The 15,241-nt window shown below is 35.5% G+C and carries 14 protein-coding genes; all 14 read right to left on the minus strand.

The genetic code is table 11. The features are described 5' to 3' along the window. Positions 1 to 845: 845 nt before the first annotated feature. The gene (locus tag NC796_RS20355) at positions 846 to 1,598 is read right to left on the minus strand and encodes a sugar transferase (protein ID WP_310687259.1); all 753 of its coding nucleotides are present in this window, start codon (positions 1,596 to 1,598) and stop codon (positions 846 to 848) included. Between the two features lie 343 nt (positions 1,599 to 1,941). Next, positions 1,942 to 2,943: an NAD(P)-dependent oxidoreductase gene (locus tag NC796_RS20360; RefSeq protein WP_310687260.1), complete on the minus strand. Its 1,002-nt coding sequence runs from the start codon at positions 2,941 to 2,943 to the stop codon at positions 1,942 to 1,944. Then, positions 2,940 to 3,578, minus strand: coding sequence for an HAD family hydrolase (locus NC796_RS20365; RefSeq protein ID WP_310687261.1), 639 nt, complete (start codon positions 3,576 to 3,578; stop codon positions 2,940 to 2,942). Before NC796_RS20365 ends, NC796_RS20360 begins: the two co-directional genes overlap by 4 nt. Further along, complete coding sequence (locus NC796_RS20370) at positions 3,548 to 4,120, minus strand: phosphoribosyltransferase family protein (protein ID WP_310687262.1); 573 nt, start codon at positions 4,118 to 4,120, stop codon at positions 3,548 to 3,550. The genes NC796_RS20365 and NC796_RS20370 overlap by 31 nt, the downstream gene beginning before the upstream one ends. After that, positions 4,104 to 5,423: an O-antigen polymerase gene (locus NC796_RS20375; RefSeq protein ID WP_310687264.1), complete on the minus strand. Its 1,320-nt coding sequence runs from the start codon at positions 5,421 to 5,423 to the stop codon at positions 4,104 to 4,106. Before NC796_RS20375 ends, NC796_RS20370 begins: the two co-directional genes overlap by 17 nt. Further along, positions 5,404 to 6,765 carry a hypothetical protein gene (locus tag NC796_RS20380; protein ID WP_310687266.1) on the minus strand — a complete coding sequence of 454 codons (1,362 nt, stop codon included), beginning with the start codon at positions 6,763 to 6,765 and terminating at the stop codon, positions 5,404 to 5,406. The genes NC796_RS20375 and NC796_RS20380 overlap by 20 nt, the downstream gene beginning before the upstream one ends. Beyond that, positions 6,731 to 7,969 carry a hypothetical protein gene (locus NC796_RS20385; protein ID WP_310687268.1) on the minus strand — a complete coding sequence of 413 codons (1,239 nt, stop codon included), beginning with the start codon at positions 7,967 to 7,969 and terminating at the stop codon, positions 6,731 to 6,733. Before NC796_RS20385 ends, NC796_RS20380 begins: the two co-directional genes overlap by 35 nt. Further along, on the minus strand, positions 7,966 to 8,976 hold the full coding sequence (gene pseI / locus NC796_RS20390; protein ID WP_310687270.1) for a pseudaminic acid synthase: 1,011 nt from the start codon (positions 8,974 to 8,976) through the stop codon (positions 7,966 to 7,968). The genes NC796_RS20385 and pseI overlap by 4 nt, the downstream gene beginning before the upstream one ends. A gap of 29 nt (positions 8,977 to 9,005) precedes the next feature. Next, on the minus strand, positions 9,006 to 10,235 hold the full coding sequence (locus tag NC796_RS20395; RefSeq protein ID WP_310687271.1) for a hypothetical protein: 1,230 nt from the start codon (positions 10,233 to 10,235) through the stop codon (positions 9,006 to 9,008). 16 nt (positions 10,236 to 10,251) lie between these two features. Further along, positions 10,252 to 11,211: a sulfotransferase gene (locus NC796_RS20400; protein WP_310687273.1), complete on the minus strand. Its 960-nt coding sequence runs from the start codon at positions 11,209 to 11,211 to the stop codon at positions 10,252 to 10,254. Positions 11,212 to 11,358: 147 nt separating this feature from the next. Further along, positions 11,359 to 12,405 carry a UDP-2,4-diacetamido-2,4,6-trideoxy-beta-L-altropyranose hydrolase gene (gene pseG, locus NC796_RS20405; RefSeq protein WP_310687275.1) on the minus strand — a complete coding sequence of 349 codons (1,047 nt, stop codon included), beginning with the start codon at positions 12,403 to 12,405 and terminating at the stop codon, positions 11,359 to 11,361. Between the two features lies 1 nt (position 12,406). After that, positions 12,407 to 13,399, minus strand: a complete 993-nt coding sequence (locus NC796_RS20410) for an ATP-grasp domain-containing protein (RefSeq protein ID WP_310687276.1) — start codon at positions 13,397 to 13,399, stop codon at positions 12,407 to 12,409. Next, on the minus strand, positions 13,378 to 14,058 hold the full coding sequence (gene pseF / locus NC796_RS20415; RefSeq protein ID WP_310687278.1) for a pseudaminic acid cytidylyltransferase: 681 nt from the start codon (positions 14,056 to 14,058) through the stop codon (positions 13,378 to 13,380). The genes NC796_RS20410 and pseF overlap by 22 nt, the downstream gene beginning before the upstream one ends. Further along, complete coding sequence (gene pseC, locus NC796_RS20420; protein ID WP_310687280.1) at positions 14,055 to 15,233, minus strand: UDP-4-amino-4,6-dideoxy-N-acetyl-beta-L-altrosamine transaminase; 1,179 nt, start codon at positions 15,231 to 15,233, stop codon at positions 14,055 to 14,057. The genes pseF and pseC overlap by 4 nt, the downstream gene beginning before the upstream one ends. Positions 15,234 to 15,241: the final 8 nt, after the last annotated feature.

A 15,241-nucleotide genomic window follows, 5' to 3' on the forward strand; every position in this document is an offset into this window, starting at 1 on the left:
GGTTCGTTTTTTCCTCATCGAAAAAATGAACACCCCTTTTAACCGGTTATGATTTTTTATCTTTAAGAATCATAATGTTTATCACAACCGTATCAAATGCAAGGTATTTTGGGAAATAGCGGAAAAATCTTGCATTTGAATCGCTAATTTAGTCTCCCAAGGTATTGGTAAATAATGACTTAGCACTCGCCTGAGGAAGCCCTAATTAACGGGTTTGAGTCTTATCCCTTTGTAGTATTCATTTTTTTAGTGATAAAAAAACGAATCAAAAAAATCACCGACTGGGATTTATTCGCCTGGCTGCACTTCGCTTCGGCTAAAAGAAATCTAGATTTTCACGTTTCAAGACTCTTCCCAGAGGATGAGGTTTTCATCAATCCTGCTTTCAAAATAACTCTGAAGCAAGATTTCTTTCTTAACGCCTGTGCTACGTTTGCCCGGGACGGCTCATAAATCGCTAGGCCGGATAAGGTAAAATTAGGAATGAAAATTTAAGAATGGTGAATTGTTTCTTCATGCTTCGATTTCGGGCACTTTCTTCAACAAAAATTTTAAAGGGTGGATGGGTAAATTAGAAATGAGAAATGTAAAGCTCCATATGGGAGATGAGAACCATCAACAACTCAACAATTCCACGCTTCAACGTCTCAACTTTCAATTCAACTTCTCTCCTGCTTATAGATAACCTATTGCTTTTGACCATCTGTCATCCTCTCATAACCACTTGCAGGGATTCTCTGGACTCGGAGTAGCATTTATTGTCTAATCATATAGACGAGCAAAAAAAGAATAACTCCCTAACTTTCAAACTTTTGACTTTAGACTTTCCTACTTTCGACTACTCCTCAGTGCCCATTGGTATCGAGATGAATCATCTGCAGTATTGTCCTGCCAATAATCTTGAGATCCATGGAGAGGGAGTTTTTCTGGACATAGATCAGGTCATAATCGAGGCGCTTGCGCATATGTTCTTCATCAAGTGTTCCCCCACGGTATCCCTTAGCCTGGGCAAACCCGGAGATTCCGGGCTTCACGGAGTACCGGTAGAAAAAGTCTTCAAAGGTGGAGTTCCAGTAGGCGCATTCCTGGACGGGATAGGGTCGTGGTCCGACCAAGCTCATATCTCCTTTCAGTACATTAAAAAGCTGGGGAAGCTCATCTAAATTCAGCTTGCGCAAGAGGCTACCGAACCAAAATATACGGGCATCTCCTTTTTGTGTAATGTCAGGTTTCCCATTCCGCTCTCTTCTCTGAAGTACATGCATTGTACGGAATTTGAAACAGGTAAAGGGATTGCCATTCAATCCTGTTCGCTGTTGTTTAAAGATGACAGGACCGGGTGAGGATAATTTAATTGCGAGAGCTATAAACGGATAAACCAGCGCCATTATCAGGACACCAATGCCTGAGAGTATAACGTCTAGTATACGTTTACTGCGATATTGCTTCTTAGAAAGAACGTGAAATTGTGGAGGAGTAACATTCTCGGTGATAGATTGAGCATTATTATCAAGTTCGGTATGAACCATAATGCTTTCTCTCACAGTTGTAGTCTCCTCTCCATTATCAAGGGATAATGCTCGGGAATTGCCTCTCATAATGTTATTTATTTATCGGTTAGTATCTGTAGAAGCCAAATACGGATATTTTATTAAGTTGAGGTTCCAATAATCTCCAATAGAAAATAGAAATTCAATGATAGGAAAATGTTTCATAGTTTCAAAGTTAAAGGTTTCTTAATGTTGGGTGACACTATGCATACACTTATCACAGGGGGATACCCCCAAAAGGATATTTAATTTTCTCTTAATTGTAATACACGGTGGGAATGCTAATAACTATTGGAGCTGTAATCAGAGATAATATATTTTATCATATAATCAAGCCGGGAGCGCTGCACGCAGTAACTAGTAAAAAAAGCTGGTTTCTTACTCCTCTCTTTTAGGCTAACTTGCCATTGCAATCACTGTACCAATCTTTAATTCCCTCTTTTAAGTTGTACTGGAGTTGAAAATCTGACTCAGAGAGTTTTTTCCCTGAAATATTTGTAGATATCATTACCTTCCTGACACGGTCTGGATGAATTCCATTAAATTCTTTTCCTATCAGCTTACCCAGGATCATTATGCAATAAGCTGCGAAGATCAGAAGAGGTCCAGGAATGAGTAGCAAAGGTTTTCTGGCATCTGTCTGATCCGCCAGTGTAAGACAAATTTTCTCTATTGCGGGTGCTTCTTCATAGACCAAATTATAAAGATGTTGTCCCTGTCTTTTTTTACTGAAATGGTAACATGCCCTGGCTACATCTTTGACATATACACAAGCTTTTTTGGTATCTTTTCGTCCCGGATATGCGAAAAAGCCTTTTTTCTGTGATTCATATAGACGGGTAAAATTGGCCTGCTCCCCTTCTCCATAAATAATACCCGGCCGAAGAATACTGAGCATCCGGTTTTCAGGTTCTTTTAGCTGCCATCCTTTGTGTATATACTCGGCAACCAGTTTGGAACTGCCATATGGATCTTTTGGCTGCGGAATGGATTCTTCGGTCTTAAGATCTTCTGAGGCGCCATAAGGTGAAACAGAACTTGTGAATACCATTCTTCTACAGCCCAACTCTTCTGCTAACTGGCATACATTTTCTGCTCCCTTTATATTGGTTCTGAAATAATCAATTTCTGGGAACCCAGGAATACGGCAAATAGCCGCCAGGTTATAAATGACGGTATCCTCATCACAACCCAACTCCTGAAGTGGAGGCGGATCAATGGGTTTGCGAATATCACACTGTATAAATTTAACATCAGTAGTTACTTCTTGAAATTCTTCAGTGGGAGGTACCAAATCTAGAATAATTACCTTTTCATAGGCATTTTCATTTGATAAATGATTTATTAGATGGGTTCCTACAAAGCCGGATCCACCGGTGACAATAGCTTTCATAAAATATCAAACCGTTTTGAAGTACTTTTAAAATAGCTAATCATCTTTTTTCTTGAATCAACTGCAGGATTTACTAAAAAAACATGATTAGTTTTTTTGGCTATTGGGAGATCATCTATATGATCAGTAAATAAATATTTAAATTTAGTAAAACCATAGTTTGCTTCAATTCTCTTGAGTTTCTCTAATCCATTACACTCTTTATTTTTTTTCATCTCTCCATAAGTACTGCAAACAATTTTTGATATTCCAAATTTCTTAGCCAATGGCTTAGCATAAAAACAATAGGCTGCTGTTGCCAAGATGATAATATATTCCCCTTTCAACTCTTCTAATCTTTTTACTACAGACTTTCTCCTGAAAAAAAAGAGAATACTCGTCAAATATTTTTCATATAAATCATTTCTATCTTTAAAGTATAACTCTAACACTTTGCGTTTAGTAGCAACCCTATTACTATTCTTGATTAATCTTTTTCTAAGAATTAAAAATAACTGATGTACTGTCCTAATTCTCCGATTCAAAATCAGAAAAATAAACCATGTAAATAAAAAAACTTTATAAGAGTTATTGATCAATAGGGTCCCATCAAGATCAAATACAGCTACTTCTTTTTTTTGAAATCTATCGACCATGGAAATATTATGTTTTCATTAAATAAATTATAGTCTGGTTTTATCTTGGGTGAATTAGAAGTAACAGTTATACAAAATATCTTTATATCTGGATTTTCATATTTTTCATTCAAAAAAAAGATAGATCTTATCAAAGTATTTCCAGTATCAACGGCATCATCAACAAGCAATATTTTAATTCCAGCCCCTTTTTTCTCAGGCAATTCCATACTAGAATTAAAGATTTTATCTTTAACCAAGTAAAATTTGTTTTCTATTAACCTCAAAGGAGTAAGCATGAAAGTTGGTAGTTTGGATAACCCATTCCTGAGAAAATTCTCTTTAAAAGAAGTAGTGCTACGCCTAAAATCTATCGACTCATATTTTATTTCTTTATTCAAATCTTTCTGCTTAAAAGATTTGAATAATTTTCTCCCTATGATATCTCCAGCATTTTTGATACCGATAACCTTATTAGGCATCCAATTCTCATTGATTATTTCACCGGACTCCAAAAAATCATTAACAAACTGATTAAGCTTTTTATCACTTAAAGTTCTCACTAAATTCTACTATTAAATTAATCTTCTTACCTACGATACATTGCACGTAATTATTTAATGTAAATCTTAGAAATAGATACAGGACAATGAAAGAAGCTATTATATAAAGCCCTAAGGCATTTTGAATAAGATTTACTACTGGGAAAAAAAACAAAACGACTAAAAAATAATTGAAGATTGGAAATAACCAAACCTCTCCATTTGTTAAAAATCTTCTTATCCCATTAATAATCACCCCGAAAGTCGCTAGTATCCAAAAAATAAAAAAGCCAAAATCAACGAATAAAGGACCTAAAAAGGTAGTATAGACTCCACTCCTTGGCTGAATATTACTAGGATCTAAAACTATGGATTGCCTAGTTATAAACCCAACAAATTTTCCTCCTAAATAGAAAGTATAAAGTCCCATAGTATGGCTATACTCCTGAAACTGATCATATAAATAAGCCCATTCAAAAAAGCCATGAGAATAATATTGAGTAAAATTAGTGTATGCAAAAGTCAATGTCGACCATAAACCTGTTTCTTTTAATATTTGATTAACAGTATCACTTGGCTTAATAGTGTAGGCATAAACTGAATGATTCGCAGTATAATAAGTTGAAAACCCATAGGAACTAATCCTTTCAATAAAAATATATAATGACAACAAAAATGCAGCAAAACCTACTAATAAAAACAATAATAACTTCATCTTTTTCTTATCAAAATCTCTGAAAGAAATTAAATAAGTTGCATATAGTGCTGTACTTACCACCATCACACCTCTATTGCCAGTTAGCAAGACATCTACAGATGGGTAGACAAAAACCAATATTGAAAACAACCAAATCCAAAAACTTTTTATTTTAAACAATCGAACTAAAGGATATAAAAACAAACCAGCTGGGTAAATAAAAGCTGAAATAACAGAAAAAAGGGAGGAATCTGTAGATTGGATAAGTTGTTTCCTTTCAAAGGAAGACATAAACAAATCTAATCCCCTAACATAAAACCTATCAAGAAGTCTAAATATAATCCCGATACAAACAATTATTAAAGCTGTTTTTAAATACTTTTCAACTTTTTGGGAATCAAAAATTAATGTTATTGACTTTCTATATGTTAGCTTAAACCTAAAGCTAAAGGCCAAAAAGATAGAAAAAATAATATTAGCAAATATATAAAAAAGAATTGCACCAATTGATGGGGGATAATACACTTTAGTCGGGGAGATCAGAAATATAACGATAAAAAATAGATTTCCTAATAATAAAGTGCTTACAGGAGATAGAAATCTAATTTTATGATGGACTATCGACATTCTTTTTTATAACCTTATTAATACCTGATACGATCTTACTTATATTTTCTTTTTGTAATACAGACGGATTATTTAACGGCTCTGTTATCCAGCCCTCCAAACTCCGATTTATCAATTCTTGAAATAATATTTCAGGGGATGCTTGTTTACTCTCTATCTCAGATAATTTTTCCAAATAATTAGATAATTCATCAAAATTATTTAGCTTAACAACAAGATTTTCTCTACTTAAGAAAGTATCACCTAGAGCTATTACAGGTTTCCGATTAAACACTCTTTCTAAGACTACTGTCCCTGTTACGGATATCACACAATCACTCAGTTTATCAATTTTTCTCATCCCAACTGAGGGATCGAGTAAACTAATATTCTCTCTTGACTGAATTCCTTCAAGTGTATTCATATTTAAATCTTCCCTACACTTAGGATTAAGTTTTACCACTAATTGCCAATTTTCAGGAAGAGCATTAGAAATTTTTTTTATTGTATTGCCTTGATCACGATACTCAACTCCCCAGACATCTAAATTAAATTCTGGCTGCATTTGCATGGGATACAGTAAAACTTTCGTCCCTTTACTCTTTAGATTCTGAACCTTACCTAAAGGTACGGCTGTCTTTTTAAATCTAGTATATTTCACCTTTGTAGCAAACTTTCTGTACATGAATACTAAAGGAGAAACCGTAGAAAACTTTTCGCCCCGAATATATTCAATTAAAAGTTTTATACGATATTTTAATTGAATCCATATCTTTACAAAAAGTTTGTCACTATTTTTATCCATATAATCAGGAACTATATTCCTGTTATTTACAGCTCCTAAAAAATTCTTGATGAAATCTTGTTCAACCTTCTCATTTGGGCTTATTTCTATTGGGCAATATTTATCGTATAGATGGAAAGAAAAGCGTTGGTTTGGATATCTTGAGGTCTCAATATCGTAGTAAGGTATTTCCATCTTTCTTGCCAATAAACAAATGAAATGTGTATGAAAGTTGCCCAATTCACCAAAGACAATATCGGGTCTTTCCTCACTCAAAATAGTTCGGATTTTATCAAAATAATAAGGATAGTGATTAGCATTTTTGCTGAAGTAATTGAGCATCCTATCTGATTTTTTTACTCTCTCAATAATATCCGAATCTACTTCTATCTGCTTAGCTCTCCTAATATCCTTTTTTTGAGGATAATCAATACAATATACTTTGCTAAAATTTTCAGGTTTAAAAAGGTGATTTTGTACTATCCATATTATTTCATGTCCTTCCTCTAATAAAGCAGCTGATATCTCATCATATAAGAAAGATTTAGTTCTTACTTCTGAAAATAAAATTTTTGCCATTTGGTCTTATAAGATATTTCAAAATTCCAATTGTAATAAATGATAAAAATAAACTTAACGCTACTCCAAACATTCCCAAATAAATAGGGAACACAAATCCTGATATGAGAAAGAAAACGGTACCGATGAAAGACGTCATGCCAATTTTGAAGTCATGGCCTGGCACATATAAATCGTAATGAAAAAGACTACTTATTGAGAGGAGCCCAAATGAAATTAATAACAGATAAAATACATAGAGAAAATGAACATACGATGATTTATCTATGAATATTATAATCGGATAAATCAAAATTCCATACGCAATAATTAGAGCAATAGATAAAAAAAGTAATCGGAATTTAAACTTTTTCCTAATTCGAGTAAACCTTTTCAGATTAGAATAGTAAGTACTAATTAATCTAGGATAATATATAGATGTTACTCCAGCATCAATCATCGAATTAAGAGAGGCTGCCACTCCTACATAAAATGAATAGATACCAGTTGCTTCCACTCCAACAAAATAAGTCACCATATACTTATCAATTGTAAGGATAAGTCTGTGACTTACAGTATTAACAAATAGATAAAAAGCTTTTTTAATCCGGTTGTAATACTGCATGGGTGTTAATAGCTTGATACTAACTCCATCAGTAATCTTATTAATGATCGGAATACCAACCGCACAAGAAACTAATGCAAATACCAACCAATAATTGAATATTGTCTCTAACGAATAACTTTTGCCAAAAATTATATAAATTCCAATTAATACAAACATCCATAAACCACTTCTAACCAACATCAACACAGATGCTCGAATCTGTTGATCCATGTATATTAAAAGACGATAAATTTCGTTGCCCCATATTTCAAATATGACGATAAATAATAGTATGATCAGATAATCATCTAATACAGTTGGAAAAAACAATACCAGAAGGTAAATAAATGCTGCAATGAAAGTAGAAATGAATAAAAACCCAAAGTGATCGCTTATAACGATCCCAATCCTTTTTTTGTTATTAGTTTTAGATATAATGCGCCCTGTATATGTGTAATATTCAAAGCCTAAAATAAACCTTACCAATAGTATAGTAGAATAGGCCAAACTATATAATCCCAAGACTCTCTCTTCATAAACTTTGGCTAAAAAAATCAAGAAAAAAAACTTTGCGGCAAGTGTTGTGCCTCTGATAAGAAAGTTAATTCCTCCCTTCATAACCACTCAAAATATTTACCTAAGAGAGGATCCCCTTTATTAATTTTTTGTTTTGCTTTTTTGCCTAAAATCTGATCAAAATACTTGGGATGAATACCATGCCCGGGTCGTACACTTCGCATATTTTGTTCAGTCACCTTTTCACCTGGTTTAATATCTTTTACAGCAAACAACGAACGCCTTCGAAGTTTATCTTTTTCGCTGACCTCATAGCTCACTTTTCCCAGTGCTTTCTCTACATTTCTCACATCTCTAACCATTTGTTTAAACTCATCCGGCTCCATGGAAAATCCAGCATCGGGTCCGCCCAGTGAACGGTCTAAAATAAAATGCTTTTCAATAACTTTTGCTCCCAAACTAACAGCAACAACCGGTACTGTGCTTCCCATCGTATGATCTGATACACCAACATGCACACCAAACCGTTCCTTCATATCGGGAATAGTCCGCAAATTCGCATCTTCAATAGTGGCCGGATAATCAGATGTACACTTAAGAAGTGTGATATCATCATTGCCTACTTCCCGACAAGTATTTACAGCCAACTCAATATCTTCAACTTCTGCCAATCCTGTAGATATAATCATCGGTTTGCCTTTGGATGCGGCATATTTTATGAGTGGAGTATCTGTAATCTCCATAGAGGCAATTTTATACTTTGGTACATCCAAAGATTCCAAGAAATCAATTCCCTCTTTATCGAATGGTGAGCTAAAGAATTCCAGCCCTACCTCTTGAGCCACTTCCTGCAGTTTTAGTTGCCATTCATAGGGCATTGATGCTTCTTGGTATAGTTCATATGGGCGGTATCCCTCCCACAATCCTGACTCCATGGGTTTGAAGTATTCATTTTCTACATCTATCGATAAAGAATCGGCAGTATATGTTTGAACTTTAACGGCGTCTGCACCAGCATCTGCCATTGCTCTAATAGTTTTTACAGCAATATCAAAGTCGTTGTTATGATTGGCTGATAGTTCGGCAATAATAAAAGTTTTGCTACCCATTATTGATTAAAGTTAGTAGATATTTCTGTTTAAAAGACATAAAGCGAGAATATGTCTTCCATTAATTCATCTCTCTTGATAGTAATGTACTGATTATTCCTTTTTGAGAGTATGTATGGTTGCCCTTTGATGAAGGGAGGTTTATACATAAGACTGTAAGCGCCAACATTACTAAACTCAATAAAGTCCCCCACTGCAATTTCTCCACTGACATCATATGCCAATATATCATCCTCAATACATGTGTAGCCGGTTATGTCAGCACTATTCACGAAATACTTTTTGCCTTTATGCATAGGTATTAGTCTGTAAGGTGGCAAAATTCTGGATCTACCCATGGGCTTAGTATTATGGATGCTTCCATGGACCATAACAATATCATTACCACGTATATTCTTTACATTGTTTACCTTACAATAAAACTTGACCGTATCTGCCACTACCATTGTTCCCGGCTCTAAGATGAGTTTAACTTTTTGGTCAGGAAAGCTTTGAACCATTTCATTACAGATGGATTCTGCATATTCTTTGAAATCAGGTACCTTACATGAAAATTGAGCTTTCATCTCTTCGGACATGTTACCAAAATATCCTCCACCTATATCTATATATTTACAGGGGTGTTTGTCAAAAACTTTTTTAGCCACCGTAATAATTTTCCTCGTTCTTTCTGTATAGCTTTTTAAACTTCTGGTAGAGGTTGAAAAATGGCAATGGATGCCAATAGGTTTACAGCCTTTCAATTGAAAAAGTCTTTTATATACTCTTTCAATATTATCGTCTTCAGCGTTAATTCCGAATCTCGATGTTTCTTCTCCCTTTAATGCAAAATTGCACCTGACAGCACACCGAACAGTTTTTTCTGGATGGTTAATTAGAAATTCTTCAAGACAGTCAATTTCATCCTCGTTGTCAAAATGTACAATTGAATTATTCTCAAATGCTCGGAAGAGTATCTCCTTTTTTTTGATGGGCCCATTGAAAATAATTTCATTAGGAGAATAACCTACTTTCAGTGCAAGCTCATATTCCATTTTAGAGACAACCTCAGCCAGTACGCCCTTATCTTTTGCAATTTGACAGATTCGTGGCATATAGTTCGTTTTGAAAGAGTAAGCTAGACCAATATTCGAATAAATATCTTCAAAGGCTGTCTTAACTTCATTTAAGTTTGAGATATATTTATCTTCATCAAATACATAGAAAGCGTCTCCATATTCTTTTTCTAATAATTCAATTGTTTGGCGGTCCATTTCCATAAATATTCGTTTTTTTTTAACTATGGCGCTCTGATAACGCTTTCAGGTGTGATTCTACTTTTTGAACATCAGGCGTATCTAACCTGATTTTGTTACCGGATTTCAATTTTAGATCTTCAATTCGTTTTTCATCATTATTCCAAAGATGTAAGTTGAATTTTGAGTTTAGCAGGTCTATAACAGATTCAGTATCACTAACAAAATCTTCATATTTTAACGTCAAGTACCTCTCATCAGGAAGAGTGGAAAGTGCATCAGAAATATCTTTTTTAATATAAAATACTTGTTCTGTACACTGAATTAACGGATCCTCTATTTCCATAATTTGCTTATAGTTTCTAGGGCGTATACCAAACCATGAACTATAGTCCCCATTATATTTTTTTCTAGACTCATAAGTAGACTGAACTACGTACAAATCTTCACGTACAATATTCAGAAAAATTGCGGGAGGAAACATTTTGCTAAGGTTAACTATATTAGGAATTACCTCAAGCAAGTTTTTAAAAAGAAGAGGCTCCTCATTAACAGACTGCCATGCTGCAAGATGTTTTTTCAATTGCTTTTCATGACTTGGCGGCATATCCCATGCTTTTGCGAGAGTAGCCGACTCGGGAAACCAGTGTCTCCAGAAATAACTAAATTCGTGAGGACCCTTGACTCCCTGTGTGGCTCCAAATTTCGAGTTGAAACCAATAGATTCGTTATTTAATTCTAGTGACTTGCTTATTATCGCTCCTAAGTATGGTGCACGCCAAAACCTAGCAATTAAATTTGAAGGGTACGATAGTGAGTAAAGTGTGGCAAGAGATTGAGTCAAAATCGTTGTTCCTGATCGTTGTACTCCAATCACGAAAATTATTGGGAGTTGTGGTTCTTTAAACTCGTCGTTAATCAAAAATTCTTCAGGGCCTGCTAAACTACTATTAATCAGTCTTAAGACTTTTTCTATGTAAGGGTCTTTCTCGGGAGGCATTCTACTTCTTTTTTATATGTTAAATCTATGATCCTAAGTGTTTAAGATAAATATCAAAACTAAGGTGTTAAGAAGTCATATAATGTCTTAAAACTATATTCTTAACTTCTTCTATTTATCTTATGAGATGAGTTTGACATGTATTAATTACAAGCTAGATAATAGTTCTCTTACAAGATTAGTAACACCGTCAATGTTTATTTTTTTCTTAAGAGAAGCTGCCATCGATCTTATGTCATTCTTAAGTAATTGATTAATACGGGTACCCAATTGTTCGGTGTTTAACGAAAGTGGGTCTTCTACAAGCTGTGCAAGCCCTCTTTGATTTAAAAAATTTGCACTTTGATATTCTCTTTTCCCCGCCGGAAAAACTATAAATGGTTTGTTAAGTGCACCTAATTCCCAGTTAGTAGTACCTCCTGATACAAATGCAACATCACAGCTACACATCAGTTCCTGCATGTTATCGACATCTTGAAATAACTTTATATGCAGTGTTGAGGAGTTTATAAACCTTTTTAAAGATTCAGTATGATTATACATCGCCCCGATGACAACTTTGCAAGTCTCGAATTGGAAATTCATACTTTCAATGGCTTCTAATACTTTTACAGTAAGATTATTAGGATCTGATCCTCCAAAGGTTAAAAGACAGGTTCTAAGATCCTTATTTTCATCAACTGGTTGAATAGAAGTAGCCACATCTCTAAACTTTCTATCTAAAATTAAGTTCTGTAGGCCAAACAAGCATTTTGTATAAGATTCTGTTCTGTAATGTTGCACATGTGATAAAGGATTTTGGTTGTGCAAAACATGGGCATAATAGTGTGGTTCTGAATCGAAAGTTATGTAGGCCAATCGATTAAAATCATTTATTATAGCTTTCTGAAAGCCCGGTTTGTAAAATATATTATCATAACTATCAATGACTATTACATTTATCTCCTTTTCTACAGTTGCATTTGAAATAAATTCAACTTCAGATTGGCCAGGGTAATCTTTATAAATAACTTCAATACCTAATGACAGGATTTCTTTTTCAAAGGATGCTGGTAATTGATTGGAGAGAAAAATGACTTTACCTTGATATTGTTCCATAACTTCTTTAGCAATCACCAAACATCTTCTTGCATGTCCCATTCCAACATCATTACTAGCGTCAACTCTAAAAAAAACACTTTCAGGTATATCCATTTTAACAATTAGAATAATTTTTTGTATAGGGTACTACATTTGAATAGCGAGTGAATATATTTCCTGTATCATGCCGTAACCAGTCTGAGTTTACATTTTTTCCAGTCCTCCATGCAATTATCGCGGCAGGAATATTAGCTCCTGCTGCCATGCTAAAAATATGTGAGCCACCGAAGCGCACATTAATATCTATCACATAGTACTTTTCATCTTTCTTGATAATATCCACATCAGCACAACCCTGATGCATAATTGCTTTAGAAAGTCTTTGTGCAATCTGATTTATATCATCATTTATAACGGTCTCTGCCACATCAGTCTCTTGCCCTCCCATAACAAGTCGTTTCCTGACTAAGCAACTGCTAAAATCCCTGTTGAGATCATTAATTACATCAACACAATAAACTTCTCCTTCAATTACTTCTTGGGCAACCCAATCTTCTGAATATTTTTTTTCTTTAGCAATATTCAATAATTCTTGGGTATTTTCTACCCTGATTATGCCCTTTGAGCCTCTTCCTTTTCGCATCTTTATAATATATTTGCCTGGAGGTAATGACAACTCACTATTTAAATCTTTTAAAATCCATGTTTTAGGTACTAAAATGTTAAATTCTTTCAGAAAGCTTGGATAACTGTATTTATCCATAGTATGTCTTAAATGCTCAGTTGGAGCTCCAATAAGCAGGCAATCTAATTCATTCATTTGCTGCCGTAAGTCTTCCAACTCAACTAATTCCTCTTCATGAAGAGAAATCCATAGCCCAACACCATATTTCATACAGACGTCAAGACACCAGTTCTTATATTCCTGTGTGGAAAATTTTGGACTAACAATTGAAAGATCAGCTGCAGTACCTGATGAAACATAAGGGTTGCTATCTGCTACTATAATTTTACCACTACCATCTATTGCCTTGACAAATGCTTTTACCAAGGGTAGTTGCCTTCCAGCTGAAGAAATAAGAATATTCAGTTCCTCTGTTTTTTCCATAAATACTTTATTTTAGCAATTTCCCAATCTTCATGGGTATCAATATCCTGAACAAGCAATTCTGATACCTCAAAACCAATTTTCTTATTGCCCCTCATACCGGTTTTATATCGGCACCAATAAAACTGCCCCGCATCACGGTATGCGGGTTCTAAATCCTGTGATCTGGTTTTTTCATGTTCAGGCTGGAACATTTGTAATAATCCTTCCTGATTCATACGTACCGCTCTTTGAATAGGGTAACTAAATCGAACGACGGGTTTGACTGAATCCGCGCGGCTTTTCTTGAATATTTTTAACCCTTTTTCCAACAAATCTGCATCAATAAATGGCGCGGTAGCTAAAATGCAACAAATATACTCAAAGCTTCGGTCTGCTCTAACGTAAGACTCCTTAACCTCATCAATCACATCAGCTAAAGTCGCATGATCATCAGCATTTTCTTCCGATCGCATAAACGGAACCTTTGCACCATATTCTTTGGCTACGTCAGCGATCTCCTCATCATCCGTTGAAACCATCACCTCGTCAAAGAGCCCACTTTCGAGAGCAGTTTCAATAGAATAGGCGATAATAGGTTTTCCCAAAAAATCTTTGATATTTTTTCGGGGAATGCGCTTGCTCCCCCCCCGGGCCGGTATAATAGCTAAGTTCTTCATTCTACTACATCGAGTACTTTCTCAATGACAAATTCCTGTTGCTCATCAGTTAAGGTTGGATACATGGGAAGACTGATGCATCGCTCGTAATATTGTTCCGCTTTGGGGAAATCTCCTTTATTCCATCCAAACTGTCGGTAATACGGAAGTAGATGCACTGGTATGTAGTGAATCTGGCTGTAGATCTGATGCTTTCGCAGATAGTCATAAACTTCCTTACGGTTATCTACCTGTATAACATATAAGTGGAAACCGTGATGATTGTCTCGCTCGTTTTCTGAGACCTTTTGTGTAGTGATCGTATCAAGATCAGAAAATGCCAGATCATATTTTTTTGCAATCCTTCTTCGTCTTAAAAGGCCTTCATCAGCTCTTTTCAGTTGTGACAGTCCCAACGAAGACTGAATATCGGTCAGGCGATAATTATAACCAAGTTGCTGCATTTCATAATACCATCCACCGTGGTTCTCCTGGAGTCGTTCAGGCTCTTTGGTTATTCCATGCGTACGCAGAATATCTAACTGTTTTTTAAGTTCTTCACTATTGGTCGTGATCATCCCCCCTTCACCGGCTGCAATATGTTTGACTGGGTGAAACGAAAAAATAGCTGCTTCAGCATATCGACAATCTCCGCAGTTTACTGCTTCACCCTCGCTGTTTTCAAAACTTCCTCCGGGCGCATGGCAGGCATCTTCCAGTATCCAAAGACCATACTGGTCTGCAATAGATCTAAGCCGTTCTATATCGACAGCCAGGCCGGTAAAATCAACCGGAATAATACCGGCATACTCTCCCAGCTCAGAATCCCTAAGTTTCCGTTCTACAAGATCGAGATCAATCAAAAAAGTTTCAGGATCAATATCCACAAAATCAACTTCTCCACCTGCATATCTTACGCAATTGGCCGAGGCCGAAAACGTAATGGGCGTTGTTATGACTTTCTGTCCGGGTTCGACTCCCAATGCCAACACACCGAGATGCAGGGCCGCCGTCCCGTTGGAAACGGCTACCGCATAATCGCTTCCTATATAATCAGCAAAAGCTTCCTCAAAATCTGTAACCTTTGGTCCCTGTGTGAGGTAATCAGCCTTTAACGTTTCGGTAACGGCTTCAATATCTTCTTCCGTGATGTGTTGAGTCCCATACGGTATCGGCCCCATTGTCTTATTACTCATCAAGCCCT

The organism is Aliifodinibius sp. S!AR15-10, assembly GCF_031569985.1.
Taxonomy (GTDB): domain Bacteria; phylum Bacteroidota; class Rhodothermia; order Balneolales; family Balneolaceae; genus JAMQKA01.